This is a genomic window from Flavobacterium ginsengiterrae, from assembly GCF_039539785.1.
GTDB classification, from domain to species: Bacteria; Bacteroidota; Bacteroidia; order Flavobacteriales; family Flavobacteriaceae; genus Flavobacterium; species Flavobacterium ginsengiterrae.
Genome location: NZ_BAABDU010000002.1, coordinates 238,268 through 262,187 on the forward strand (window position 1 = coordinate 238,268; position 23,920 = coordinate 262,187).

Below are 23,920 nucleotides of genomic sequence, written 5' to 3' on the forward strand. Positions count from 1 at the left end.
AATATGGAAGCTAAAAAAACAAAAAAATGGAAAAAAAGCTACACCTATGTTTTGGTAGCTAACGCAATTTATATTGTGATTTTTTTCTTAATCATGCAATTTTATTCATAACCTATGCAGCTATTTGACTGGATCGTACTTATTGTAACACTTTTATTCATTGTTGGATATGGTTCCTGGAAAACCAAAGGAAGCAAAAACGTTGAAGACTTTATTTTAGGAAACAACGAAACGCCTTGGTACACCGTTGGGCTTTCGGTAATGGCTACGCAAGCCAGCGCCATTACCTTTTTGTCTACTCCCGGACAAGCCTATCATGACGGAATGGGGTTTGTTCAGTTCTATTTTGGACTGCCTATTGCCATGATTGTCATTTGTTTAACATTCATTCCCCTTTATCATAAATACAAAGTTTTTACAGCATACGAATTTCTTGAAAAACGATTCGATGTAAAAACACGTTCTCTTGCCGCTATTCTGTTTTTGGTGCAGAGAGGATTAGGAACCGGACTTACCATTTATGCGCCAGCCATTATTTTGTCTGCACTTTTAGGATGGAATCTTACCATTATGAATATCATTATTGGAGTAATGGTAATTATTTACACCTTTTCTGGAGGAACAAAAGCCGTAAACGTTACCCAAAAACAGCAAATGTTTGTAATCATGTCAGGAATGTTTATCACATTTTTCCTGATTTTACATTATCTGCCAAACGATATGACTTTTACAAGCGCTTTGCATATTGCAGGTGCAAATGATAAAATGAATATTGTAGATTTCTCTTTTGATCCCGAAGAAAAATATACTTTTTGGAGCGGTATTACGGGAGGTTTTTTCTTAGCCCTCGCCTACTTTGGTACAGATCAGTCGCAGGTTGGACGTTATTTATCTGGTAAATCAGTTGCCGAAAGTCAGATGGGATTAATCATGAACGGGCTTTTAAAAGTTCCAATGCAGTTTTTTATTCTTCTTACCGGAGTTATGGTTTTTGTATTTTTTCAATTCAATCCAGTTCCGTTAAACTTTAACCCGAATAATAAAGTTGTAATTGAAAAATCAATTTATAAAGACGAATACAATACTTTAGAAAAAAAACTTGTTAAACTTTCAGAAGATAAAAAAGTAATTAATCTGCTGTATATTGATCAGTTAAATCAGGATTACGACAATCCTATTCTTCGTAAAGAACTGGTTAACTTATCTAATAAAGAAAAAGATCTGCGTGATCGCGCTAAAGAAATTATTTCAAAAGCCGACAGTAACAGCGAAACTAATGACAAAGATTATGTCTTCTTTCATTTTATCCTGCATTATCTGCCAAAAGGATTAATTGGTTTACTGCTTGCCGTAATTCTTTCTGCAGCCATGTCGTCTACAGCTTCTGGATTAAACGCTTTAGCGTCTACAACAGCAATTGATATTTACAAAAGAAACCTCAAAACCGAAAAATCAGAGAAACATTATCTTCATGCAACCAAATTTTTCACACTCTTCTGGGGTGTTGTAGCCATACTTTTTGCCTGCGTAGGAACTTTGTTTGAAAACTTAATTCAGCTTGTAAACATTATTGGTTCTATATTTTATGGAACCGTTCTGGGTATCTTCCTTGTTGGTTTTTATTTAAAAAGAGTTCAGGCAAAGCCAATGTTTATCAGTGCTATTATAAGCCAGCTGACTATTTTTGTAATCTATTATTTTATGATTTACAGTCAGGAAAAATTAGGTTATTTATGGCTGAATTTTATTGGCGCAATGTTAACTATTGTGCTCTCGCTTTTATTACAATTCTTATTTTTTAAAGGAAAACCAAATGACGAGGAATTAGTTTTAGAATAAAAATTAATATTGTCATTCGACCGAAGGGAGAAATCGCACTAGAAATTCTGCAAAGTAATTTATCATCTTTGTCGATTTACGAGTGCGATTTCTCCCTTCGGTCGAAATAACAAACACATTTTCAGATTTTAAATAATATCAAAGTCTGAAACAAATTTCTATCTTTGAGAAACTCAATTTCTTAAAGCAGAGCATTATGAGAGACCAAAAAAAATACAGCAATAAAACCAAAGCTGCTTTTATATTGCTGATTGTAATGCTTATTATTCTGTTAGGAAACTTTAATACGCTAAGGAATTCTAAAAATGTTAACGAAAATATTAATGCGATTTACAAAGATCGTTTGGTTGTGGCACATTATATTTTTCAATATTCCAAACAGTTACATTTTATAAAGGCCGAAGCAGAAAAGCTTGATTTAAGCGACAATATCAAAAAAAATGAAATCATTCATACGCTCGATATTATTCACAATATTGATGATTTGTATGCCAAAACTGTTTTAACCAATAAAGAAAAGCAGTATTTCGACGCTTTTTTGAGTTCCTGCAAAGAAATCAACAAACAGGTTGAAAATAAAAACTGGAACCAAATTGCCAGTTCCAGTGCGCAAGCCTTAAAAACATTAGAAGCTTTATCTCAAATTCAAATAAAAGAAGGAAAAGCAAAGCTGTCCAGTGCAAATGCCATGTACAACAAAAACAATAGTTTAGGACAGCTTCAAATTGCTTTATTAATAATTTTAGGCGGTATTACTTTTTATCTTTTGATAGTAAAAAAAATCAAGAGAAAAATTAAAATTCCAGAACCGCCAAGCATGAATTAATATAATTTTCTGTCTTCTTCTTTAATTTGAAGATCATTAATGCTGGCAAATCTTTTCTGCATTAAACCATTCTCATCAAATTCCCAGTTTTCATTTCCGTAAGCCCTGAACCAATTTCCGTCTAGATCCTGATATTCATATTCAAATCGAACGGCAATTCTGTTATCAGTATGAGCCCAGTATTCTTTTTTCAATTTGTAATTTTTCTCTTTTTTCCATTTTGCAGTCAAAAAAGGAACAATTTCTTCACGTCCGTTTACAAATTTATCACGGTTTCTCCATTCACTGTTTACGGTATACGCTTTTGAAACTCTTTCCGGATCCTGACTATTCCAAGCATCTTCTGCCAATTGAATTTTTTCTAATGCCGTTTCTAAAGTGAAAGGCGGCAATGGTAATTTCTGTTCCATTATTTTAAAATTAAAGTTTGAATTATTTTTTTTGATTGTTCTATTAACTCGTTTGATTTAAATAACTGACTTTCTATGATACAGCTTTCAAATAATAAATACACATGATCTGCTGTTTGTTCGTCAGGCAAAATATCCCTGAAATATTGTCTTAAATCAGATTTATGACTTTGAATAACATCTAGAATTTTCTTATTATCAGAAGGAATTTCAGAAAGTATATTTAGAAAACTGCATCCTCTAAAATTTTCCTTTTCATTCATAAATATCAAAAAATCAAAAGATGCCAGAATTTTAGAATTTAGATCTGCTTTATTCGAAGTAAAATTTCGCAGTTCGTTAAACCAAAAATCATGACGCTTATTTAAAAAAGCCACGCACAAATCTTCTTTTGATTTAAAATGCTGATAAAAACTAGCCTTTGCCACTTTTGCCTCTTCAATAATCTGATTAATTCCGGTTGCGTTATAACCTTGCTTATGAAATAAGGTAAAAGTCTTTTCTAAAATTCTTTCTTTTGGTAACATCGTAAATGATTTATAGTGCAAATATAAAACAATTATTAATACATACAGACAAGTCTGTCTATTTTTTTTAAAAAAATTGTAAATATTTAGATAATCGCAGAGACGCACTGCTGTGCATCCAGAATATCCGAAACGATTAAAAAAAATGTCGATATACTTTGCGTAGACGCACAGCAGTGCGCCTCTACGAATAAATTGGGGTAAATATTTTTTTTATACGCAACGATTGATAAAATATATATTAGGCTAAATAAAATTGATAATACCGAAAAGAAGACACATAGATAATCGTAGAGACGCACTGCTGTGCGTCTACATCCAGCATATCCGTAACGATTAAAAAAATGCCGATATACTTTGCGTAGACGCACAGCAGTGCGTCTCTACGAATAAATTGGGGTAAATATTTTTTTTATACGCAACGATTGATAAAATATAAATTGGGCTAAATAAAATTGATAATACCGAAAAGAAGACACATAGATAATCGTAGAGACGCGATTGCTGTGCGTCTACATCCAGCATATCCGAAACGATTAAAAAAATGTCGATATACTTTGCGTAGACGCACAGCAGTGCGTCTCTACGAATAAATTGGGGTAAAAAAATAAACCTCTATTCCTTTGTTACTTTGTTGCTTTGTCCCTTTGCTCCTTTAAAAACAAACCTTTACCCTTCAAAAAAACGTGCAGGCTCCAAATCCTTTTCTTCATCTTCGGTAAAAATTCGATATTCAATTTGAAAAGTCTTTTTTAAAGGCGTTTCAAGAGAAAATCCGCCAACACCAAATGCATCAATAACTTTGAGTGTAAAATGTGCATGTTTCCAATATTCGAATAAATCTTTATCGACCCAAAATTCTGTATCTTCAATAATTCCAATACATACATCTCCCATTCGCTGGTAATAACCGCCTTTTTCAAAACATTGCGGCTGAGTTCCTTCACAGCATCCTCCCGCCTGATAAAACATCAAATCGCCGTGTTTTTCCTTTAGAATTTTTATTAATTCTATTGCTTCCTGTGTTGCATCTAATCTTTTTACCATGACATTTTGATTTAAAATTAAAAAGGTAAGTCCGGAAACTTACCTTTTTAAACCAATTAATAACAACTATTTAAAAGAAACCCAATTTCTTTTTATCATAAGAAATCAACATATTTTTGGTCTGACGATACTGACTCAGCATCATTTTATGGTTTTCGCGGCCAATTCCGGATTGTTTATATCCTCCAAACGGAGCTCCGGCAGGATAAGAATGGTATTGATTAATCCAAACTCGGCCGGATTGAATTGCTCTTGGAACCTGATAAATTTCGTGCGCATCGCGCGTCCACACTCCTGCACCTAAACCGTACATGGTATCGTTTGCAATTTCTATCGCTTCTTCAGTCGTTTTAAAAGTCGTTACTGCCAAAACAGGTCCAAAAATCTCTTCCTGAAAAATTCTCATTTTGTTATGACCCTTAAATAAGGTCGGTTTAATGTAGTAACCGCCTTCAAGATCACCTCCTAAATGATTAACATCTCCTCCGGTTAGTAATTCTGCGCCTTCTTCTTTTCCTAATTTAATGTAAGACAAGATCTTTTCTTTTTGAACTAAAGAAGTCTGCGCACCAATCATCGTAGATTTATCTAACGGATTTCCGGCAATAATAGCTTCAGTTCTTTCAATAACTTTTGCGATGAACTTATCGTAAATATCTTCGTGAATTAATAATCTGGACGGGCAGGTACATATTTCTCCTTGATTTAAAGCGAATAATACTGCGCCTTCAACCGCTTTATCAAAGAAATCATCGTCGTGATCTGCTACAGACGGGAAGAAAATATTAGGTGATTTTCCACCTAATTCTAAAGTAACCGGAATAATATTTTCTGTTGCATACTGCATTACCAAACGTCCTGTAGTGGTTGAACCGGTAAATGCGGCTTTAGTTACTTTTTTGTTTGTAACCAGCGGACGACCAAGTTCGGCACCAAAACCATTTACAACATTTAAAACTCCAGGAGGAAGAATATCTCCTATTAATTCCATCAAAACCATTATAGAAATCGGCGTGCTTTCTGCCGGTTTTAAAACGATTGTATTTCCTGCTGCAAGCGCCGGAGCAATCTTCCAAACCGCCATTAGAATTGGAAAATTCCACGGAATAATCTGTGCTACAACTCCTATTGGTTCACTTAATGCGATTGAAACGGTCTGCGAATCGAGTTCAGCAATTGAACTTTCTTCGGCACGAATTACACCTGCAAAATATCTAAAATGATCAATAGCCAAAGGAATATCAGCTGCAAGAGTTTCTCTGATTGGTTTTCCGTTATCAACCGTTTCCACAGCTGCGATATACTCTAAATTGTCTTCAATTTTCTGCGCAATTTTATTCAGTAAAATGCTTCGGTCTGTGGCAGAAGTTTTTCCCCAGGTTTGAAATGCTTCGTGAGCGGCATCTACCGCTTTTTCAAGGTCAGCTTTACCAGAGTGTGCTGCTTGTGTAAATACTTTTCCATCGATTGGAGAGATTACATCAAAATACTCGCCTGTAATTGGCGCAGTAAATTTTCCATTGATATAATTGTCGTATTTTGCCTTAAATTCAGGTCTTTTTGTGGTTGTGCTCATAATTAGTAAATTTTGATTTATTTCAAATTTACTTTCATAAAGTGAAAGAGAATAGCACTTTTCATTCATCTAATAGCACAAATTTTACACATTTGATTTTATAAGTTTCTTTTAATGATTTTTTATCAAAATTTTAATACGAAAATTACAAAATACCTATTATAGCAAGCTTTTTCATAAATTTAAGACAGCGAGAAAAAACCAAATAAATTCTTTCTTACTACAATTCTCAATTCTTATATTTGTATCCTCATAAAAAGAATTAAACTAAAATGAAAATATCTTACAACTGGTTAAAGCAGTTTATTAAAACTGATTGGACATCTGAGCAAACTTCTGAACTATTGACAGATTTAGGTCTTGAGGTTGAAGTTGTCGAGAAATACCAGTCTATTAAAGGCGGATTAGAAGGAGTTGTTGTAGGACATGTGCTTACATGCGAAAAACATCCCGATGCTGACAGATTAAAAGTTACTACAGTAAATATTGGTTTAGAAGCTCCTGTACAAATTGTATGTGGTGCTGCTAATGTTGCTGCCGGACAAAAAGTACCGGTTGCTACTATTGGAACTGTTTTATATGATAAAGAAGGCGCTGAATTTACTATTAAAAAAGGTAAAATCCGCGGACAGGATAGTCACGGAATGATTTGTGCCGAAGATGAATTAGGCCTTGGTACTGGTCATGACGGAATTATGGTTCTGGATGAAAATCTGGTTCCCGGCACTCCTGCTTCTGAAGTTTTCCAGATTGCCAATGATGAAGTTTTTGAAATTGGTCTGACTCCTAACCGTGCTGATGCTATGAGTCATTTTGGAACTGCCCGTGATTTAAGAGCCGGAATGCTGCAACGCGGTGTTAACGTAGAATTGATTACACCTTCTGTAAGCAATTTTAGAGTCGATATGCGTACGCTAAAAATAGATGTTAATGTTGAAGAACCAACTTTAGCTCCAAGATATTGCGGTGTAACCATTTCCGGAATTACTGTTCAGGATTCTCCAAACTGGTTGCAAGATCGCTTAAAAGCGATTGGTTTAACTCCAAAAAATAATATTGTCGACGTTACTAATTATGTTTTACACGAATTAGGACAGCCGCTTCATGCTTTTGATGCTGCAAAAATTAACGGAAAAGTAATCGTTAAAACTTTACCTGCGGGAACTAAATTTACAACTTTAGACGATGTTGAAAGAACATTGCACGAAGATGATTTAATGATTTGCGACGAAAAAGGACCGCTTTGTATTGCGGGTGTTTTTGGAGGAAAAAAATCAGGCGTTTCTGAAGGCACTACTAGTATTTTCCTGGAAAGTGCATATTTTGATGCCGTAAGTGTTCGTAAAACAGCTAAAAGACATCAATTAAATACCGATGCTTCTTTTAGATTTGAAAGAGGAATTGACCCAACTATTACAGAATATGCTTTAAAACGTGCTGCGCTTTTAATTCAGGAAGTAGCTGGCGGAAAAATTACTTCTGATGTTGTAGAAGTGTATCCTAAAAAAGTAGAAGATTTTTCTGTTTTATTGAATTTCAGCCATGTTTCTAAAATTATTGGACAGGAAATTCCAAAAGATACTATCAAAAAAATATTAGTTTCTTTAGATATTAAAGTAAACAGCGTTTCTGATACTGGTTTAGGACTAACAATTCCTGCTTACCGTGTCGATGTACAGCGTGAAATTGATGTTATCGAAGAAATTCTTAGAGTTTATGGTTACAATAATATTGAGTTTTCTAAAAAATTCAATGCAACGGTATCAAATTCTCCAAGAACGGAAGATTATAAAGTACAAAATGTTATCGCTTCGCAATTAAACTCTCAAGGGTTTCATGAAATGATGGCGAATTCATTAACAACAGCTGCGTATGCTAAATTATCGACTGTTTTAAAAGAAGAACATAATGTTACGATGTTAAATCCTTTAAGCAGCGATTTATCTACAATGCGTCAGTCTTTGTTATTTTCTGCTTTAGAAGCTATTTCATATAATATCAACAGAAAAAATGCTGATTTAAAATTATTTGAATTCGGAAAGTCATACCATAAATATCTTAACGGATACGAAGAACACAAACATTTAACGTTATCTATTTCTGGAAACAGAAACAGAGAAAGCTGGACAAATCCTCAAAAAGGAACAGATTTCTTCTTGTTAAAAGGATATGTAAAGGCTGTTTTAACGCGTTTAGGAATTGAGAAAATCTCAAATGCTCCCGTACATTCTGATATCTTCTCTGAAGGAACTTCTATCTGTTACAACAATGATACTTTAGTAGAAATGGGAGTGATAAAAAAATCAATCCTAAAACATTTCGGAATTAAACAAGATGTTTATTATGCTGATTTTAACTGGGATTTGGTTTTAAAAATCATTACTGGAAAAATCAAATACACTGAAATTCCTAAATATCCGGAAGTACGCAGAGATTTAGCATTGTTAATCGACGAAAAAACAACGTACGAAAGCATCTTTAATTTGGCAAAACAAACCGAAAAAGCGCTTTTAAAAGACATTAATTTATTTGATGTTTATCAGGGGAACAAACTTCCTGAAGGTAAAAAATCATACGCTTTGAGTTTTACCATTCAGGATAATACTAAAACGCTTACTGATGCTCAAATCGATAAAATCATGTCGAAATTACAACAGACATTTGAAACTGAATTAGGCGCAAGCTTAAGATAAAGTTCTACCATATACAATTAAACCCGATAGGATTTTAAATCTTATCGGGTTTTGTTTTTTATGTTTTAACTTTCGCTTTGTAGTTAAGTTAGAACTTAAAACTTCTATCTCGAATACTTCAAATAAGCACGCATTAGTTTTTCATCATATTTATTGGTTTTATAGGCCGGACCGTTGTAACGCAAAGCAAATTCTGCCCAGTTTTTGTTTCGCAGGGTTTTTATCAGGTTATTTTTTTCTAAGAACAAACCAAACGCTTTTAAATGTTCGCCTTCGTTTTGGTACATTTTTTCTACAAACTCATCTATACTTTGATAACCAATTGGCACTGCATTAAATCCCATTATTTGAAAAAGTCCCCAAGAGGCCGAGCAATTAGCAGCATCTCTAAATTTTTTATCAGATCCTAAACGTGCAGCTTTTTCTAACCTATTATATTCTTCCGCTCCGCCAGCGTAATATTTCTTGTTATACTTTTCAAATAAAATATCCTGATTAGAACTATTTGCATAAATACGCGGATCAATATTTCGTTTTTCGAGTTGTTTCCAAAATGTATGACCTTCAAACAAAATCTTTGGCCTGCCATCTACTAAAAAGCCTTTTCCATTGCTTTCGACTTCATTAACAGCTTTCACAACGGCTAGTTCTAAATCAAACTGATTGGAAAAATCAATTAGGTTTTGTTCTGAAAGCAGTTTTGAATTTGCAGAAAATAAATCCCCGTTCTTTGCCAGTAATGCCGACCACGTTTTGAGTCCTACTACTCCATCTACAACCAAATTATTGTTTAATTGAAAATCTTTAACTGCTGTATCCGTTGGAGTTCCAAAATAATCTGAAACCACAACACTGTAACCCAACTTTGAGAGAAGTTCATTTAAGTAATAAACCTCGCTTGATTTTACACCTAATTTTATTGTTCTCATAATTTTTTATTTATGGTTACTCACTAAACTGTCGATTTTTTTTATAAAAAATTGGCGATGTAAATTTATTTATTTATAAAATACTACAAAACAGATATTTAACCCAATTTTTTAAATAATTTTACCTATACAAAAAAGGGTATTTTTCCCCTTGTGCTATTTTTAGGTTTAAAATAATTTTGTCACAGCAACAAATTAAAAAAAGCTGAAAACTAAATCATTAACCAATTAATTTTAAATGATCATGAAAAATCCACCCGCAAAACCTAGTCAGTTAATAACTAAAGAATTTGCAAAACAATTGAATGTTAATTATAACAATAAAAGAACTGCATCCTTAACAGCAAAAGCAGCTAAAAAAGATGATGCAAATGCCATTTGGTATTCATTAGAAGCTTTAGAAAGCTATATACATTACATTAAAACACACGGAGCAAAAGACGGATATGCAGTAGATGGAATACGCTTTTATTTTGGTGTATATCCAGACGATGAACAACATGGAGAAAAAGCCGGATTAACAACCCTATTTTTGGTGCCCACAGGAAAAAAGATCGAAAGCAGCACCGCAAAAATCCAAAGTTTTGCTTTAGTTCAGGATTCAGCACCAGCTGACATTCAAAGTCTTGAACCTATGAATTACGGAAACATCGGCAGACCGCCAAGCTTAATCTATTAATTAAATTTATGTTTGAATTTTTAAGATCTTATATCATTTATTTAGCTTTATTATCAGGAAGCATCGGATTAATTTCAATGCATAAATTACCTGGTAAGAAAGCTAAATTTTTAGTAATTTTAATCTGGTTTTCTGTACTAATAGAATTAGTTGGATACTATTTTACGTATTTAACGGGCTTATTAAATTATTATGTTTATAATTTCTATATGTTCGTTAGTTTCTCAGCCTACATTTTACTGCTGCGAAGTCTGCTCTTAAAGATAAGTTACAGACTAACCGCAGTTTATTTTCTTATACTCTTTATTGTTTCTTTCTTTTTAAATATCATGTATTTTAAAGAAGACACAAACCGTTCTTTTACCTATAGTTTTGCCATCGGAGTATTACTGGTATTAATACTATCGTGTTTATATCTGGTAGAGATTTTTAATTCAGACAAAATTTTAAACTTTAAACGATCTGTTTTTTTCTGGTACATTTTAGGAATATTGGTTTTTCATGTTCCTTTTACGCCTTTTATGCTGGCTATTAATTGGTTTCTGATCAAGCAGGACGATTCCATTTTCAGCCTTGTATTATTTATTTTAAATTTTCTGGCGCACAGCTGTTATATAATCGGATTTCTATGGAGCGAAAAGAAATACAATTATTAGTCATTTCATTAGGTATTGTTTTTTTTACCTTACTGGCCATTGTAGTGGTTCTTTTCTTTTATTTTTTAAAGAAAAAAAACAACTATCTGGTTGAAAAAATGGAATCTGAAATGTATTTCCAGTCAGAACTTGTAAAAACAAGAATCGAAATAAAAGACCAGACACTTTCTGAAATCAGCAAAGAACTTCATGATAATATTGGGCAGATTATTTCTGTTGGCATAATGCAGCTCAATATGTCTATTAGCAGCAAAAGCATTCAGGTAAAAGAGTTAAAAGAACTTAAAGATGTTCTGGCAAAAGCACTGGACGAACTTAGAATTTTATCCAGAATAATTAATAAAGATAATTTACTGCAGAGTAATTTTATAGAAGCCATAAAACAAGATCTTGAGCGTGTAAAAAAACTCAAAAAAATCCAGTATCGTTATAATTTAACCGGAGAAATTCCAAAGATCAACGAAGAGCACGATTTATTTATTTACCGAATTTTTCAGGAAGCTTTACATAACAGCCTTAAACATTCACACAGCGATTTATACGAAGTAAATATTGCAACTACTGAAACATTATTTCAGCTAAAATTAAAGGATTTCGGAATTGGCTATGATACAAATAAAGCAAATTCCGGACAAGGATTAACCAACATGAAATTGAGAGCCAAACTTATTGGCGCACAATTAATCATGGAATCAGATTCATCAGGAACAACTGTAACTTTAGATTACCCATTAACTACAACCAATGAAACCGAATACTAAAAGTAAAATTATTATCGTCGATGATCATCAGCTTTTTTCCCAATCTTTAGAGCTTCTAATTAAAAGTTTTGGAGATCATGATGTCATCGAGCGTTTTGAAAACGGAAAAGTCTTTATTTCATATCTTCAGGAAAATCCCGAAGCTGTTATTGATCTAGTTTTATTAGATGTCAATATGCCTGTTTTAGATGGTTTAAGCACAATGAAATGGGCAAAAGAAAACCGGCCTGACTTAAAAGTAATTGCACTTTCTGTAAATGATGATGAAGAAATAATCATTAAGATGATTACAAACGGTGCAAAAGGTTACCTGCTCAAAGATACTTCTCCTGAAATTTTTAAAGAGGCTATTGAATGCGTTATTGAAAAAGGATTTTATTTTACCGAATTAGTTTCGGGAATGCTTTTAAATAAAGTCAACAGCGACAATAAAAAGATTAGTTTAAAAGAAAAAGAACTGGTATTTATAAAACATGCCTGTACAGAGATGACATATAAAGAAATCGCCTCTGAAATGTGCTTAAGCCCTAAAACAATTGATGGTTACAGGGAATGTCTTTTTGACAAACTTGAAATAAAAACTAGAATAGGTTTAGTTTTATATGCCGTAAAACACAAAATTGTGTTTGTGTAGCTAATAAGCTAATGCAGCAAAAACTGGATATTCTTTAATTTTTTCTCGTCCGTTAAGAAAAGTCAGTTCCATTAAAAAATTGCATTGCACAATTTCACCCCCTAGTTTTTCAACTAATTCGCAAACAGCTTTAGCAGTACCGCCTGTAGCAAGTACGTCGTCATGAATTAAAACACGATCGCCTTTTTGAATAGCATCTGTATGCATTTCAAGGCTGTCAGTTCCGTATTCTAATTCGTATGAAGCTGAAATAATATCAAAAGGCAGTTTTTTAGGTTTTCTAACCGGAATAAAACCAGCTTTTAGTTCCTGCGCCAATAACATTCCGAAGAAAAAACCGCGACTTTCTGCTCCTACTACTTTATCAATTTTCTGTCCTTTTAAAGAATTTATTAAAATTGATAGGCATTCTTGTCTCGCTTCGACGTTATTTAGCAGCGGAGTGATATCTTTAAACAAAATTCCTTTTTTAGGAAAGTCCTGAATATCACGTATATAATTTTCAATCTTCATTTTTTTTTATTTTTATGTTATTTTTCTCTTGTTTATCTCACATTTATGTCTATCTTTGCACCCGCAATAAGCAATCAACAAAGCTACAAAAAAATAGCTAATTGATTATAAAAAAGGCCTCGTGGCGCAACTGAATAGCGCATCTGATTACGGCTCAGAAGGTTACTGGTTTGAATCCAGTCGAGGTCACTCTTAAAAAAGCTAAAACTTTCGTTTTAGCTTTTTTTATTACAAATACTTATTAATAAAACATACAGATTGTACAGTTGCATTAAGAATTTTATGCGGCTGTCGGGCATCCAAATCTTTTATCAATTTTAGTCGTATCTCTTTTAGGTATATTACATTTCTTTAATCAGATGAAATCACTGAGATGTTAAGGATATATGAAATTCAAGATGTTAATAATAAGCAACTTCCAGTAAACAGCTTTTAATTTACCGTTATACTTTTATTTTTTGCATGCGAACATTCTGAAGAATTTCCATCTTTAGTGGTTAATTCAGCTTTAACCTCATACGTACCCGCTGCTGTATAGGTATGAGAAACTGTTGCTCCTGAGGCTGTCTGTCCATCTCCAAAAGTCCATTTTACATTGCTGAGTGTTCTCTCTCCAGTGTATACAAGTGAAAAATTGATTTTCTTTGGATCAGCTGGATCAGTAGTGTGTTTCAGCTCACTGTAAATTGGGTCCGATAAACAGTCTCCAATATGCTCTTCTTCACTTTTGCTGCAAGAAAATGCTGTTAATAATACCATTGTAAACATAAATATTCCCGAAATCTTTTTCATAACGATGAGTTTTAGTTAGTCTTTATAGAATAATAGTACGATATATAAATGTATAAAAATATATTATGATTTTTTCAAATATACCAAAACCTTGTGCAAGTGATACATATACAAACTTTTATAAAATTTATATTCCCGAGTCTGATAATATCTTTTATTATGTTTCTTTTCTCTTCAAAAGAATTTAATTGACTTTTATGCGTGTTTTAAAACTCTCTAAAAAAAATTTCAGTCCACTAAATTGTCAATCAGTGTCTTATTTTTTTAATCGCTATGTGTCTCTGTGGTAAATCCTACAACAAACACAACAAATTCTGTAAAATATACACCGGCATAAAATTTAAATTCGAGTAAAATTTGTAAAATGCATCAGTATATAAATAAAAAACGAATATCTATTTTGGGAGGTGGTCCCAGCGGACTTTTCATGTACAAAAGACTTATTGATAATGGCAGTACAGAGACAGAAGTAACCATTTATGAAAGAAAAAGCATGCTTGGAGCAGGAATGCCCTATGGCTCAGAAGGTGCCAATGACGAACATGTAACAAATGTTTCTGATAATGAGATCCCGACAATTGTAAATTCAATTGAGGACTGGATCCAGACTGCACCCTCGGAGCTGTTGGAAAGATTTAACATTAATCCTGATAAATTCAATGAATTTAAGGTACTCCCAAGAATTTTATTTGGTTATTATCTTTCTTCGCAATTTGAATTGCTCCAGGAGATCGCAGCCCATAAAGGAATAAAAACAGTAATACACTATCAAACCAATGTTACTGACCTGATTTACAACAAAGAAGAAAAAACCGTCACTGTAGTAACCGAAAATAGAAAAGAAGAGTATGATTACGCTGTGATATGCACAGGTCATAAATGGCCTTTACGTAATGAGGGAAAAGTAAAAGGTTATTATGATTCACCTTATCCTCCCTCAAAGATTGCCTTAAAATTAAACCATACAGTTGCGGTAAGAGGATCATCTCTAACTGCAATTGATGCCATTCGTACTTTGGCACGCTGCAACGGAAACTTTATTAAAGGAGAAAACGGTATGCTGCATTACGAAAAAGCGGACGAAAGCCCTGATTTCAAAATAATCATACATTCCAGAAGCGGGATGCTTCCAGCAGTCCGTTTCCATCTTGAAGATTCACATCTTCGACCAGACTCACTGCTTACACGCGAAGAAATAGAGGCGCATCGAAAAGAAAATGAAGGTTTTTTATCTCTGGACTTTATGTTTAAAAATAATTTTAAGAAAATATTCCGAGAAAAGGACCCAGACTTTTATGAACGGATAAAAGACTTTACTATTGAAGAATTTGTTGCTGATATGATGGAGATCAGAGAACGTCTTGATCCTTTCCTGCTGTTGAGGGCAGAGTATAACGAGGCTGAAAAATCTATAAAGAGAAAGCAGTCTGTTTATTGGAAAGAGATGCTGGCTGTTTTGAGTTTTGCCATGAATCATCCCGCTAAGTATCTTTCTGCAGAAGATATGCAGCGTCTTCAGAAAGTTCTTATGCCTTTGATTTCAATTGTCATTGCTTTTGTGCCTCAGCAATCCTGTAATGAGCTTCTGGCTCTTCATCATGCCGGTGTTCTGGATATTACAGCGGTAAATCAGGATAGTTCTGTAGAACCGCAGCATAACGGAGGAATTATTTACCATTATACTGACGAAAACCAGAATCAGAAATCAGAATATTTCAACACTTTTATTGACTGCGTAGGTCAGCCTCATCTGTCTTATCAAGATTTTCCTTTCGCTACATTGCTCAATCAGAAAGCTATAAGCCCTGCACAATTAAAATTTCAATGCGATAAGGCTGCTTCTCATGCATTAGAGGAAGGAAATCAATTAGTTGAAAAAAATCCTGATGGAAGCTATTGGCTAAAAGTTTCCGGAATTGCCATAAATGACAATTTTCAGATTATAGATCAATATGGTGCTTTTAATGAAAGAATCTATATTATGGCCGTACCATATATTGGAGGTTATAATCCTGACTATTCAGGACTTGATTTCTGTGAAGCATCTTCACTTTTAATTGTCAACAGTATCTACTCATAAAAAATAGATGAGAAAGTTTACAGCGAAATGATTATTTTTTCAGATATGCTTATGTACAGGTTTTGACTGTAAGCAACATATCGTTTCCAACTGCATTGCAATTCTATAAATATCTGGCAGTGAGGCTGTAAATACAGTATAAATATTAATTCTAACTTGCGAAGATGTTACCAACAGCACAAAGAGAATAATCACTAAAACAGAATTTATGAAGGATCTACTCGAAAAATTTGAATCTGAACTCAAAGCATTTCTGGAATTCCGCTATAATTTATCACTACAGCAGGACACAGCAGAAAGATATAATGAGACTGAAAAGGCCGCGATGGTTTTTGTGGATGACTATCTTCTTAAATCCCCAGATCTGATTGCCGGTGATGTGCAGCGTTGTACACAGAATATCCTCAATGAGTTCATAGATGAAAAAATCAGATCATAGTGCCGCAGAACCACTCAGAGGAGCCGGCATCGACAACCAAAAGCTGGTTATTGAAATGCAAAAGACAGGATAGCAAGCTCAACAAAGCGTATTGTTACCACTGTAGCTAATTTTAACTTCTAAAGCAGGTATTATGAATACACAAAATAATAAAAATGTAGTGTACAGCACAAGAACTTCTGATAAGAAAACGCAAATAACCACGGTTTCAGCCAGAGCTAATGAAAAAACAACGGTCGAAATTTCCAAAGCTTCTCGTAATAATCCTTGAAATTCAGGGTCTGAAATTTTTAAGCTTTTCTTAGCGGAAATTTTAAAAAACATAATGCCAAAATTTAATCTGTGCTTTTTGCTTTCTGATAATTATATAAGCTGCTCTTTTGATTATATAAAGAAACGATGACAGACTATTGTAGCTTTAAGATCTTAATCAACTAAAAAAAACAACGATATGGAAAATTTAATTAATTCAGAAAACCTGGAAGAAATAAGAGAGCTAATTGAAAGTAAAATTGCTGATATTCCCGGGCATTATATTTTATGCGGCGCACTTGGTTCGCTGCTTCTCTCAGCCTATCTTGACAAAACGGGGCATGCAGATGCATCTTCCTTAATTGGAAAACTTGCAATCCCTATCATCGGAATTGGACTTGCTAAATATAAAGATACCATTAAGTCAGCCGTAACTAATCAGCCCGCACCTCAGGAAAAAATAAATACTTCAGATTCCTACACGGAAACTGAAACCGGTTCAACTCCCGTACAGCCTGTATAACCCTGTGCAGTACATCAGAAAAAATGCCGGATATTAAGAAGTAAAAACTTAGATATATTACTCTAAAACTTTAAATAACTGCGGCAGATTGCATAATACAATCTGCCGCTTCTTTATTCTATCTTGCATTTAAGAAGAATAATTCTGCCATTGCTTTTCAGAGAAGGCAAATTATTTAACTTGTAGCAAGCAATGCTGTTTTTAACGCTTCAAATGCATCCTGTAGCGTTATCTTGAGATTATGTTCCGGTTTCTCAATTTTAAGTATAAGATCAGAAAGAATCTGCTGTACACAGTTCCCATAAACTTCTCCTTTGGTCTGGGAAATTCCGAAAGTTCCTGTAACTAATTGGTCTGCCTCATAAAGTATGCCGGATATCAGTATTGAATCTTTTTCAGCATTAACACCAGATTCTGATGCGCCCCATCCTTCAGTTCTTGAAGCATCATTTATTTTTCCAAAGTACGAAGACTCACTTTCCTGCCATCCCGGTATAATAGACAGTTCTTTTCTGCTTCTTTCATGAGCAAGCAGTTTAAGATTTCCTTGCATTGGCATCCAGCCTTCGATTGTGATACGTGCCAGGTCATATACAAGATTAATTGTAGTCTGCTCAAAGAATCCCGGACCGGAAAATGCATGATAGTAGGAAGCGATTAAACCTCCATCATATAAGACGGTTGCTGCCACGCGGTCACGCTGATGCTCGTTACGCCTGTGTGATACACCGCAGACCTGTGTGTATTTCTGTTTTCCAAGTGCATTTATTATATCAAAAAAGTGAACGCCGTGTTCTACCATTATACCTCCTGATACCTTTTCATCCCAGAACCAATGAGAATCAGGTAGAGATTCATCCTGCGCATAGTTATTTACAGTTGCGTGTCTAAGTTTACCCAGCACCCCGTTCTCTCCAAGATCAATAATTGCATTTATAATGGGATTGTAACGGATCATATGATTTACGGTAATTATTCTTCCCGTTTTTTTCTGAACTTCAAATATTCTAAGTGCTTCATCTTCCGTTACTGATAAAGGTTTTTCTAAAAGCACATGCTTTCCAGATTCCATTGCCGCGCAGGCCATTTCAGCATGCAGTCCCGGAGGAGTAACGATGCTCACTATATCAATTTGGGAATCATTAATCAGGTCTTTCCAGTTACTATATACCCTGCAGTTTTCTGCCTCCTGAATATGAGTGCCATGGTCGGCCACAGCTGCTACTTCAGCATTTTCAAGTTTTGACCACCAATGATGCAGAAATTTCCCAAAACCGCCATACCCAATGATTCCTATTTTATATTTTTTCATAACATTTTATCTTTAATAGAACAATTTTACCTCTTTATGCATATTCTGTATCTCAATGATTAAAAGATCAAAACTGACAAATCTCTACAATTTACACCTCACGCTGTTATATCCTGTTAATTCGTATTTATATAATTCAATGTTTTGAAGATTAAGATGTGTGAATTTTAATAAATTATTGCTAAATTTTATAATATACGATTTATCAATTTCTCGATTTTTGATATTTTAAAACAGCTTATAATGCTTCGACCACTGATCATATTACTATCTTACATCCCAACGTTCTGCTTGGCGCAGGAAGGCTTTAATCCTAAGATTTCTTATGCGCTCGAGACTTATGCTTTTCTAAAGGGACAGGACGCTGCGCTTGAAAAAGTTGCCGGACAGTTTCCAAAGCTGTCTGCTGATGTACGAGCGGCAGAAAAAAAACTTGATAAAGCTTTCGGTCAGGCGGAATATAATATTAATCAGTATCTAAAAAAAGAACTTGAATACTCTCAATTACAAAAATTTCACAAGCAGATAGATTCACTGCTCGATATTGAATTACAGTATCCTGTTGAAAAAGAAAGCCATGCAAAAGAATTTCTGAAACAAGTCGTTCAACGTCCAGAAAATATGTACGGCTCTGCAGTGTCAAAAGGAATACTATCTTTTAAATATCATAATGAACCTCATCAGGAAATACTGGACGGACATGTAAATATTTTCGAAACCAAAGATCATCCAAAGGCAGACAATGTTTCTATAAGTGTTCCCATCCCGGCAAGCTGGCTGGCTGAAGAAACAGCAATGCCGCAGACCATTCAGCAGTTTACAAGCTGCAACGGAAATGGCACAGAAAAGATTTTTGTGGTATTGCATGATCTTTCGGATGACTACGGCCGATTGGAGCTTAATACAAATACAATCACAAATTTTCTTTCGCCTCAAAGTAATCTGATACGAACCGAACCGGTTTCCATTGACGGAGTACCGGCATATATGGCGGAAGTGGAAGAATTAATAGAATTTGGCGGCAGAACTATGAAAATAAGAATGCTGCAGTTTCTGGTAGTAAAAAATCAGAAGTTGTACTGTATTCAGGGCAGCACTCTTCCTTCCCTTACCGCTGCAAATCTGGAGCCGATGATCAGAAAAAATGAAAAACTTTTCCGCCTGATTGCTGATCGGACAGATCTTGACAACTAAACCATATTTTATTTTATATCTCGGTTTTACAACCGCAAAATTTAAGACAATTTATCGGTATAGCGGCTCAATACTAGCAGATACAAAAAAACCTGTATCAAATGACACAGGTTCTTTCTCTGTTTTTTCAGCTGTTTTATTCTTCTTCAGCCGCTGCATCAAAATTGATGGTATTGTAAGCTGCTTCTGTCAGTAAAGTATCAGCTTCTTTTTCTTCTGCTAAGGTTTTCTCGAGCAGCAACACCGCATCATCTTCACCTAAAGTAGCTGCAAATGCGGCCAGAGTTCCATAAGTAGCGATTTCATAATGCTCAATTTTTTGTGAAGCAGCAATAATACCGGCATCACGTACAGGTCCTTTCTCCGTTTCTTCCATAATACTTTCTCCTTCCTTGATAAGACCTTCCATGGCATCGCACTTTTTTGCGGCAGCTTTCTCACCTATCGCTGCAAATACTTTTTCCAGTCTTGCCGTCTGTTCCTGCGTTACTGTGAGATGATCGTTAATTGTCTTTATAAGATTTTCAGAGGTGGCATTTTTTGCCATCTTTGGCAATGCTTTGGTAAGCGCTTTTTCAGCCCAGTAAATATCTTTTAAAGAATCTATAAATAATTCTCTCAATCCATCTGCAGCAGATGCTTTAGCCTTCACAGAACCATTTTTAGATGCTGTTGTCCCTTTGGCTTTTGAAGGAGTTTTTGTAGTTGTTTTAGAAGCCGTAGTGCTTTTTTTAGCAGCTGTTGTTTTTTGTGTTGCCGTTTTCATAATCTTTAGTTTTTTAAGTTATTGGTAAAATTACAGGAGCGTTTAAAGCTATTTTTACATAATAACTGTGAACTTTTATAATTTTATTATTACTAACAGCTAAACACCAATTATTTACATATAAATTAATGCCTTTAAGATGATACTTCACAATAATTATCAGTAATGATAAAGATGTAATTTTTAGTATAAAGTAATTTTACAAAAGAATGTATAATGCATACTACACTAAAAATTAACCTTCTTTTTGATAGTTTTTTTTAAACAACATTAAAAGAGACATTCGTGATAAGCATACCCCCGTTTAGTACCTCCATTCCTTTACTTTCTTTGATTCAAATTCAAAACGGCCTTTTAATCCATGAACTATGGAACCTAAACCAAGAACAAGATGCGGTATAAATATTCGATGAGAAAAACCCAGAAGCCAAGGCGATATTGCCAAAAAAAGACCTATTAAAACATATAACAACTGATGCAGTTTAATGGGGAGCAGCTTTATAAATCCTGTCTCGTTTCTTGTAACGAAACTATTTACCAGACATGCACCTGCAGCACTATAAAGCACAATACCTTCTATTGCTAAATGAGATAATCTAAACAATGATGGCACCCCAAGCATAAATAAAGCAATGAGATATCCCATTAAAGCCTGTGATTTATGATAGATTGTATAAGACATATTAATATATTTTAGTTAATTAAGAATTTTGAGCGACAAATTTATAAGTTCTCAAAATGTACTTGTTTATAAGATTGTAACCAGAAATTATACAATTAGCAGAAAGAAAATATATGCAACCTTTTATTATATAAAAATCTAATAAAACTTTATAAATCTTTCAATTATTAATCTTGTAAATTTAATAGAAATACAAAATCCGCATTAAAATCACTCATATGACTTTATCTTATTTTTTAACCGGATCATGTAATGATCAGGATACAGATTTTGAACTTATTATTTCTATTGTTGAAGAAATATCTTCTACACGTTACCTGGCTCGTCTTGAAGACTTAAGCACAGCAGACAGACTGGCAACAGAAACTTCCCGCCCATTATTTGAAAACTGTCTTAAGGATATTGCTATTTTTATGGAAAATAATAATATTCGATTTTATGGAAAGAGTCGCACATCTGCTTCTAATGATCCCGATATCGACAAAAAACTTGCGGATTTCATTTACAGAAGAATTCCCGAGCACATGTAATGATAATAAATCGTAACATTAATATAAGAATGAAAGAATCACATACTTTAAAAACTGCTGTACTTCCTTTTTCGTATTATCAAAATCAGGATGTTCTTTTCCTTGCTCAGGACTTACTGGGTAAAATACTTTATACAAATATTAATGGGCAGGTTACAGCGGGAATAATTGTAGAAACTGAAGCCTATATGGGAGCGGTCGATAAAGCATCTCATGCCTATGGAGGCAGAAGAACGGCAAGAACAGAAACTCTTTACCTGCAGGGCGGTACTTCATATGTTTATTTGTGTTATGGCATTCACTACTTGTTTAATATTGTGACTGCTCGTGAAGGAGAACCTCATGCTGTTTTAATCCGTGGTGTAGAACCTTTTAAAGGAATAGACATTATCGAAAAAAGACGAGGGCTAAAAGCTTCTAATCCGCGCATTTCATCAGGACCGGGTTCTGCAGCTAAGGCTTTGGGAATCGACATCACTTTTAATAAAAAAGAATTAAATCATGATGAAATTTGGGTCGAAGATCATGGAATTCGATACAGTGATGATTTAATTGCAAGTGTTCCGCGTGTTGGTGTAGATTATGCAGAAGAGCACGCGGCTCTGCCCTGGAGATTTTTTGTAAAAGCCAACATATACGTCAGTAAACCTAATAAATTCTAACCTGAAATTAGAATTTAAATAATAGACCTGTTATTTCTAACAGGCCTTTTTTGTTAAGGACATAACTTAAAAAATCTGCATTATGGTCTAGTACCATTAATAGAATCTTTACGTGGAGCCGTAGTCTGTTTATTAGTAGATTTAGACATTCCTTTTTTCTTTTCTGTACGCTGTTTATTAACAGTATCAGTTTTAGATCTCGAGGTGTTCTGTTTATGAACAGTGTCAGTTTTAGTTGTTGATCTTTTCTTTTGCGGGGTTTCCTGTGCAGATGCATAACTGAAGCTAAAGAGCATACACCCAATTAAAAATAAATTTCTCATAACAATTAATTTAATTAACAATTTGATTATGAAACAGTTTCGATGTGTTTCGATGCAAATTTTAGAAAGAAAGACACATCAAACTTATATTTAATCATCTCATTATTATAATATTGCCATTAGACAGGTTAAAATACTTATATATACTACTAAGCTAATGATTCCCAGAATCATCGCATTCGAGTGGCTAGTCCATAAATTTTGTAAACCAAATGCTTAAAACTATAAAAGATAAAGAAATAGTTTTAAGAAATTTACTGTAACAATAATCTTAAAGTATATTTTATGAAACCAAAATTTAAAAAAGGACAAGAAGTAAAACAGGAATTTGGAGGACCAATTATGACAGTAATAGGCTTTGAACCCGAATTAATTGAAAATATAATAACTCAGTGGGAAGACGAACAAGGAACAATAATTACGGGTAAGTTTATGGATGACGTTTTAATACCTGTATAATTCTTTTTTCAATGAGTTAATTTACTAACTATTATTGCAGATAAGGTTGAATTTTTGAAATAGGGTCATATTTGAATATCTTAAAAGCAATCACCGCCACAATTGCAAAAACTATATGAGCAGTAAAAAGCTGTATATAGTAATATCTTGCCGAAACATCACGATGAATCGAGGTACGATATATTTTTCTCCATAAGGCTACACCTATCAAACCGCTGATCATACCAAAAACGATACCCGAAATGAATCCAAAATCAATATCAGTATACCTCCATAAAACAGCGTAACATAAAACCATTACAAATCCAATGATATAATGCGCAAACCAGCCTGCTGCTTTATTCCATCTGCCTTCAAGCTTAATTCCTAAATGCTTCAATAAATAATCCATAATTACAGGCTCCTGAAAGAGTTTTTTAAAGCAAGCTGACATCAAATAACTAAACGCTGTCATTATATTAGTAGCGGAAAATGCGGCAGCGGCTATTTTTAATAAATTCATAATCCTTCGTTTTTTTTATTATTACAAATGTAGTGTTTACAGAATTGATGGGCTTGCTGTATCAATTTTTAAACATTTTTCATCTTTTTTGTTTTGCAATAATATCATAAGTCTCTTTTGAAAATATGAGATTGTAAAAAAATAAGGGGCATTTTTGCCCCCTTACTTTTGTAAATATTTCATGATTACAATAGACTTAACTTACTCCTATTATTGATGTTATGCGGATTTAAATTTGTAATGGTAAACAAAAATAAAATAATTCCAACATTAAATAGAACTTTATACTATTTCTTACACAAAAAGTTAAACCG

The 23,920-nt window shown here is 33.9% G+C and carries 27 protein-coding genes and 1 tRNA gene; 16 read left to right on the forward strand and 12 right to left on the reverse strand.

All coding sequences use genetic code 11. From position 1 onward, the window contains the following. The first annotated feature begins 114 nt into the window (after window positions 1-114). Complete coding sequence (locus tag ABD859_RS01820) at window positions 115-1,839, forward strand: sodium:solute symporter family protein (RefSeq protein ID WP_345139447.1); 1,725 nt, start codon at window positions 115-117, stop codon at window positions 1,837-1,839. A gap of 196 nt (window positions 1,840-2,035) precedes the next feature. Beyond that, the gene (locus tag ABD859_RS01825) at window positions 2,036-2,665 is read left to right on the forward strand and encodes an MCP four helix bundle domain-containing protein (protein WP_345139449.1); all 630 of its coding nucleotides are present in this window, start codon (window positions 2,036-2,038) and stop codon (window positions 2,663-2,665) included. On the opposite strand, the gene ABD859_RS01830 is transcribed toward ABD859_RS01825, so the two are convergent. From ABD859_RS01830 to ABD859_RS01845, 4 genes are all read right to left on the reverse strand, one after another. Further along, complete coding sequence (locus tag ABD859_RS01830; protein WP_345139451.1) at window positions 2,662-3,075, reverse strand: DUF1348 family protein; 414 nt, start codon at window positions 3,073-3,075, stop codon at window positions 2,662-2,664. The two genes, ABD859_RS01825 and ABD859_RS01830, sit on opposite strands and share 4 nt — an antisense overlap. After that, window positions 3,075-3,602 (reverse strand): TetR/AcrR family transcriptional regulator, encoded by a 528-nt coding sequence (locus ABD859_RS01835; RefSeq protein ID WP_345139454.1) that lies wholly within the window; start codon window positions 3,600-3,602, stop codon window positions 3,075-3,077. Before ABD859_RS01835 ends, ABD859_RS01830 begins: the two co-directional genes overlap by 1 nt. A 669-nt stretch (window positions 3,603-4,271) precedes the next feature. Beyond that, window positions 4,272-4,649 (reverse strand): DUF779 domain-containing protein, encoded by a 378-nt coding sequence (locus ABD859_RS01840; protein WP_345139457.1) that lies wholly within the window; start codon window positions 4,647-4,649, stop codon window positions 4,272-4,274. A gap of 70 nt (window positions 4,650-4,719) precedes the next feature. Further along, the gene (locus tag ABD859_RS01845; RefSeq protein ID WP_345139460.1) at window positions 4,720-6,225 is read right to left on the reverse strand and encodes an aldehyde dehydrogenase family protein; all 1,506 of its coding nucleotides are present in this window, start codon (window positions 6,223-6,225) and stop codon (window positions 4,720-4,722) included. Between the two features lie 272 nt (window positions 6,226-6,497). Between ABD859_RS01845 and pheT the strand changes: the two genes are divergently transcribed. Further along, complete coding sequence (gene pheT / locus ABD859_RS01850; RefSeq protein ID WP_345139462.1) at window positions 6,498-8,918, forward strand: phenylalanine--tRNA ligase subunit beta; 2,421 nt, start codon at window positions 6,498-6,500, stop codon at window positions 8,916-8,918. A gap of 104 nt (window positions 8,919-9,022) precedes the next feature. Here pheT and ABD859_RS01855 read toward each other — a convergent pair whose 3' ends face one another. Beyond that, window positions 9,023-9,847: an N-acetylmuramidase domain-containing protein gene (locus tag ABD859_RS01855; protein ID WP_345139465.1), complete on the reverse strand. Its 825-nt coding sequence runs from the start codon at window positions 9,845-9,847 to the stop codon at window positions 9,023-9,025. Window positions 9,848-10,091: 244 nt separating this feature from the next. Between ABD859_RS01855 and ABD859_RS01860 the strand changes: the two genes are divergently transcribed. From ABD859_RS01860 to ABD859_RS01875, 4 genes are read left to right on the forward strand one after another with little or no spacing between them, the layout of a single operon-like run. Continuing rightward, window positions 10,092-10,526, forward strand: coding sequence for a hypothetical protein (locus tag ABD859_RS01860; protein ID WP_345139468.1), 435 nt, complete (start codon window positions 10,092-10,094; stop codon window positions 10,524-10,526). Window positions 10,527-10,534: 8 nt separating this feature from the next. After that, window positions 10,535-11,182, forward strand: coding sequence for a hypothetical protein (locus tag ABD859_RS01865; protein ID WP_345139470.1), 648 nt, complete (start codon window positions 10,535-10,537; stop codon window positions 11,180-11,182). Then, on the forward strand, window positions 11,155-11,943 hold the full coding sequence (locus ABD859_RS01870; protein WP_345139472.1) for a sensor histidine kinase: 789 nt from the start codon (window positions 11,155-11,157) through the stop codon (window positions 11,941-11,943). The genes ABD859_RS01865 and ABD859_RS01870 overlap by 28 nt, the downstream gene beginning before the upstream one ends. Then, window positions 11,927-12,577: a response regulator gene (locus ABD859_RS01875; RefSeq protein WP_345139473.1), complete on the forward strand. Its 651-nt coding sequence runs from the start codon at window positions 11,927-11,929 to the stop codon at window positions 12,575-12,577. The genes ABD859_RS01870 and ABD859_RS01875 overlap by 17 nt, the downstream gene beginning before the upstream one ends. Here the strand turns inward: ABD859_RS01875 and ABD859_RS01880 are convergent, their stop codons facing one another. Continuing rightward, window positions 12,578-13,090 carry an adenine phosphoribosyltransferase gene (locus tag ABD859_RS01880; RefSeq protein WP_345139476.1) on the reverse strand — a complete coding sequence of 171 codons (513 nt, stop codon included), beginning with the start codon at window positions 13,088-13,090 and terminating at the stop codon, window positions 12,578-12,580. Between the two features lie 115 nt (window positions 13,091-13,205). Between ABD859_RS01880 and ABD859_RS01885 the strand changes: the two genes are divergently transcribed. Beyond that, window positions 13,206-13,279, forward strand: a tRNA-Arg gene (locus ABD859_RS01885). A 243-nt stretch (window positions 13,280-13,522) separates the two neighbouring features. Here ABD859_RS01885 and ABD859_RS01890 read toward each other — a convergent pair. After that, window positions 13,523-13,882: a PKD domain-containing protein gene (locus ABD859_RS01890; protein WP_345139478.1), complete on the reverse strand. Its 360-nt coding sequence runs from the start codon at window positions 13,880-13,882 to the stop codon at window positions 13,523-13,525. A 364-nt stretch (window positions 13,883-14,246) separates the two neighbouring features. Here ABD859_RS01890 and ABD859_RS01895 point away from each other — a divergent pair, with 364 nt between their 5' ends. The 4 genes from ABD859_RS01895 (at window position 14,247) to ABD859_RS01910 (ending at window position 17,176) form a co-directional block, all read left to right on the forward strand. Further along, window positions 14,247-15,962 carry an FAD/NAD(P)-binding protein gene (locus ABD859_RS01895; RefSeq protein ID WP_345139481.1) on the forward strand — a complete coding sequence of 572 codons (1,716 nt, stop codon included), beginning with the start codon at window positions 14,247-14,249 and terminating at the stop codon, window positions 15,960-15,962. A gap of 208 nt (window positions 15,963-16,170) precedes the next feature. Continuing rightward, on the forward strand, window positions 16,171-16,401 hold the full coding sequence (locus ABD859_RS01900; RefSeq protein ID WP_345139484.1) for a hypothetical protein: 231 nt from the start codon (window positions 16,171-16,173) through the stop codon (window positions 16,399-16,401). A 133-nt stretch (window positions 16,402-16,534) separates the two neighbouring features. After that, a complete protein-coding gene (locus ABD859_RS01905) occupies window positions 16,535-16,672 on the forward strand; it encodes a hypothetical protein (protein ID WP_345139487.1) in 138 nt (45 codons plus the stop codon). A 180-nt stretch (window positions 16,673-16,852) separates the two neighbouring features. Then, window positions 16,853-17,176: a hypothetical protein gene (locus tag ABD859_RS01910; protein ID WP_345139490.1), complete on the forward strand. Its 324-nt coding sequence runs from the start codon at window positions 16,853-16,855 to the stop codon at window positions 17,174-17,176. 175 nt (window positions 17,177-17,351) lie between these two features. Here the strand turns inward: ABD859_RS01910 and ABD859_RS01915 are convergent, their stop codons facing one another. Then, on the reverse strand, window positions 17,352-18,488 hold the full coding sequence (locus ABD859_RS01915) for a Gfo/Idh/MocA family protein (protein ID WP_345139492.1): 1,137 nt from the start codon (window positions 18,486-18,488) through the stop codon (window positions 17,352-17,354). 243 nt (window positions 18,489-18,731) lie between these two features. Between ABD859_RS01915 and ABD859_RS01920 the strand changes: the two genes are divergently transcribed. Further along, entirely contained in the window at window positions 18,732-19,682 is a 951-nt protein-coding gene (locus tag ABD859_RS01920) for a hypothetical protein (protein ID WP_345139495.1), read from the forward strand. A gap of 136 nt (window positions 19,683-19,818) precedes the next feature. Here the strand turns inward: ABD859_RS01920 and ABD859_RS01925 are convergent, their stop codons facing one another. Both ABD859_RS01925 and ABD859_RS01930 read right to left on the reverse strand, forming a co-directional pair. Beyond that, window positions 19,819-20,448: a YciE/YciF ferroxidase family protein gene (locus tag ABD859_RS01925; RefSeq protein WP_345139498.1), complete on the reverse strand. Its 630-nt coding sequence runs from the start codon at window positions 20,446-20,448 to the stop codon at window positions 19,819-19,821. Window positions 20,449-20,752: 304 nt separating this feature from the next. After that, complete coding sequence (locus tag ABD859_RS01930; RefSeq protein WP_345139500.1) at window positions 20,753-21,130, reverse strand: SPW repeat protein; 378 nt, start codon at window positions 21,128-21,130, stop codon at window positions 20,753-20,755. A 218-nt stretch (window positions 21,131-21,348) separates the two neighbouring features. Between ABD859_RS01930 and ABD859_RS01935 the strand changes: the two genes are divergently transcribed. Next, a complete protein-coding gene (locus tag ABD859_RS01935) occupies window positions 21,349-21,660 on the forward strand; it encodes a hypothetical protein (protein ID WP_345139502.1) in 312 nt (103 codons plus the stop codon). 29 nt (window positions 21,661-21,689) lie between these two features. Continuing rightward, window positions 21,690-22,322 carry a DNA-3-methyladenine glycosylase gene (locus tag ABD859_RS01940; protein ID WP_345139504.1) on the forward strand — a complete coding sequence of 211 codons (633 nt, stop codon included), beginning with the start codon at window positions 21,690-21,692 and terminating at the stop codon, window positions 22,320-22,322. 80 nt (window positions 22,323-22,402) lie between these two features. Here the strand turns inward: ABD859_RS01940 and ABD859_RS01945 are convergent, their stop codons facing one another. Beyond that, the gene (locus ABD859_RS01945) at window positions 22,403-22,645 is read right to left on the reverse strand and encodes a hypothetical protein (RefSeq protein WP_345139506.1); all 243 of its coding nucleotides are present in this window, start codon (window positions 22,643-22,645) and stop codon (window positions 22,403-22,405) included. 285 nt (window positions 22,646-22,930) lie between these two features. Between ABD859_RS01945 and ABD859_RS01950 the strand changes: the two genes are divergently transcribed. Next, complete coding sequence (locus ABD859_RS01950) at window positions 22,931-23,104, forward strand: YodC family protein (protein WP_345139508.1); 174 nt, start codon at window positions 22,931-22,933, stop codon at window positions 23,102-23,104. Window positions 23,105-23,135: 31 nt separating this feature from the next. Here the strand turns inward: ABD859_RS01950 and ABD859_RS01955 are convergent, their stop codons facing one another. Then, complete coding sequence (locus ABD859_RS01955) at window positions 23,136-23,606, reverse strand: hypothetical protein (RefSeq protein ID WP_345139510.1); 471 nt, start codon at window positions 23,604-23,606, stop codon at window positions 23,136-23,138. Window positions 23,607-23,920 lie beyond the last annotated feature (314 nt).

Excerpts from the sequence above, each read along its gene's own strand:
- ABD859_RS01910 (WP_345139490.1), top strand. The coding sequence starts at position 16,853 with ATGGAAAATTTAATTAATTCAGAAAACCTGGAAGAAATAAGAGAGCTA.
- ABD859_RS01870 (WP_345139472.1), top strand. The coding sequence starts at position 11,155 with ATGGAGCGAAAAGAAATACAATTATTAGTCATTTCATTAGGTATTGTT.
- ABD859_RS01915 (WP_345139492.1), bottom strand. The coding sequence starts at position 18,488 with ATGAAAAAATATAAAATAGGAATCATTGGGTATGGCGGTTTTGGGAAA.
- ABD859_RS01935 (WP_345139502.1), top strand. The coding sequence starts at position 21,349 with ATGACTTTATCTTATTTTTTAACCGGATCATGTAATGATCAGGATACA.
- pheT (WP_345139462.1), top strand. The coding sequence starts at position 6,498 with ATGAAAATATCTTACAACTGGTTAAAGCAGTTTATTAAAACTGATTGG.
- ABD859_RS01840 (WP_345139457.1), bottom strand. The coding sequence starts at position 4,649 with ATGGTAAAAAGATTAGATGCAACACAGGAAGCAATAGAATTAATAAAA.
- ABD859_RS01920 (WP_345139495.1), top strand. The coding sequence starts at position 18,732 with ATGCTTCGACCACTGATCATATTACTATCTTACATCCCAACGTTCTGC.
- ABD859_RS01860 (WP_345139468.1), top strand. The coding sequence starts at position 10,092 with ATGAAAAATCCACCCGCAAAACCTAGTCAGTTAATAACTAAAGAATTT.
- ABD859_RS01820 (WP_345139447.1), top strand. The coding sequence starts at position 115 with ATGCAGCTATTTGACTGGATCGTACTTATTGTAACACTTTTATTCATT.
- ABD859_RS01895 (WP_345139481.1), top strand. The coding sequence starts at position 14,247 with ATGCATCAGTATATAAATAAAAAACGAATATCTATTTTGGGAGGTGGT.
- ABD859_RS01845 (WP_345139460.1), bottom strand. The coding sequence starts at position 6,225 with ATGAGCACAACCACAAAAAGACCTGAATTTAAGGCAAAATACGACAAT.
- ABD859_RS01830 (WP_345139451.1), bottom strand. The coding sequence starts at position 3,075 with ATGGAACAGAAATTACCATTGCCGCCTTTCACTTTAGAAACGGCATTA.
- ABD859_RS01865 (WP_345139470.1), top strand. The coding sequence starts at position 10,535 with ATGTTTGAATTTTTAAGATCTTATATCATTTATTTAGCTTTATTATCA.
- ABD859_RS01900 (WP_345139484.1), top strand. The coding sequence starts at position 16,171 with ATGAAGGATCTACTCGAAAAATTTGAATCTGAACTCAAAGCATTTCTG.
- ABD859_RS01905 (WP_345139487.1), top strand. The coding sequence starts at position 16,535 with ATGAATACACAAAATAATAAAAATGTAGTGTACAGCACAAGAACTTCT.
- ABD859_RS01955 (WP_345139510.1), bottom strand. The coding sequence starts at position 23,606 with ATGAATTTATTAAAAATAGCCGCTGCCGCATTTTCCGCTACTAATATA.
- ABD859_RS01940 (WP_345139504.1), top strand. The coding sequence starts at position 21,690 with ATGAAAGAATCACATACTTTAAAAACTGCTGTACTTCCTTTTTCGTAT.
- ABD859_RS01945 (WP_345139506.1), bottom strand. The coding sequence starts at position 22,645 with ATGAGAAATTTATTTTTAATTGGGTGTATGCTCTTTAGCTTCAGTTAT.
- ABD859_RS01950 (WP_345139508.1), top strand. The coding sequence starts at position 22,931 with ATGAAACCAAAATTTAAAAAAGGACAAGAAGTAAAACAGGAATTTGGA.
- ABD859_RS01880 (WP_345139476.1), bottom strand. The coding sequence starts at position 13,090 with ATGAAGATTGAAAATTATATACGTGATATTCAGGACTTTCCTAAAAAA.
- ABD859_RS01925 (WP_345139498.1), bottom strand. The coding sequence starts at position 20,448 with ATGAAAACGGCAACACAAAAAACAACAGCTGCTAAAAAAAGCACTACG.
- ABD859_RS01835 (WP_345139454.1), bottom strand. The coding sequence starts at position 3,602 with ATGTTACCAAAAGAAAGAATTTTAGAAAAGACTTTTACCTTATTTCAT.
- ABD859_RS01825 (WP_345139449.1), top strand. The coding sequence starts at position 2,036 with ATGAGAGACCAAAAAAAATACAGCAATAAAACCAAAGCTGCTTTTATA.
- ABD859_RS01930 (WP_345139500.1), bottom strand. The coding sequence starts at position 21,130 with ATGTCTTATACAATCTATCATAAATCACAGGCTTTAATGGGATATCTC.
- ABD859_RS01875 (WP_345139473.1), top strand. The coding sequence starts at position 11,927 with ATGAAACCGAATACTAAAAGTAAAATTATTATCGTCGATGATCATCAG.
- ABD859_RS01890 (WP_345139478.1), bottom strand. The coding sequence starts at position 13,882 with ATGAAAAAGATTTCGGGAATATTTATGTTTACAATGGTATTATTAACA.
- ABD859_RS01855 (WP_345139465.1), bottom strand. The coding sequence starts at position 9,847 with ATGAGAACAATAAAATTAGGTGTAAAATCAAGCGAGGTTTATTACTTA.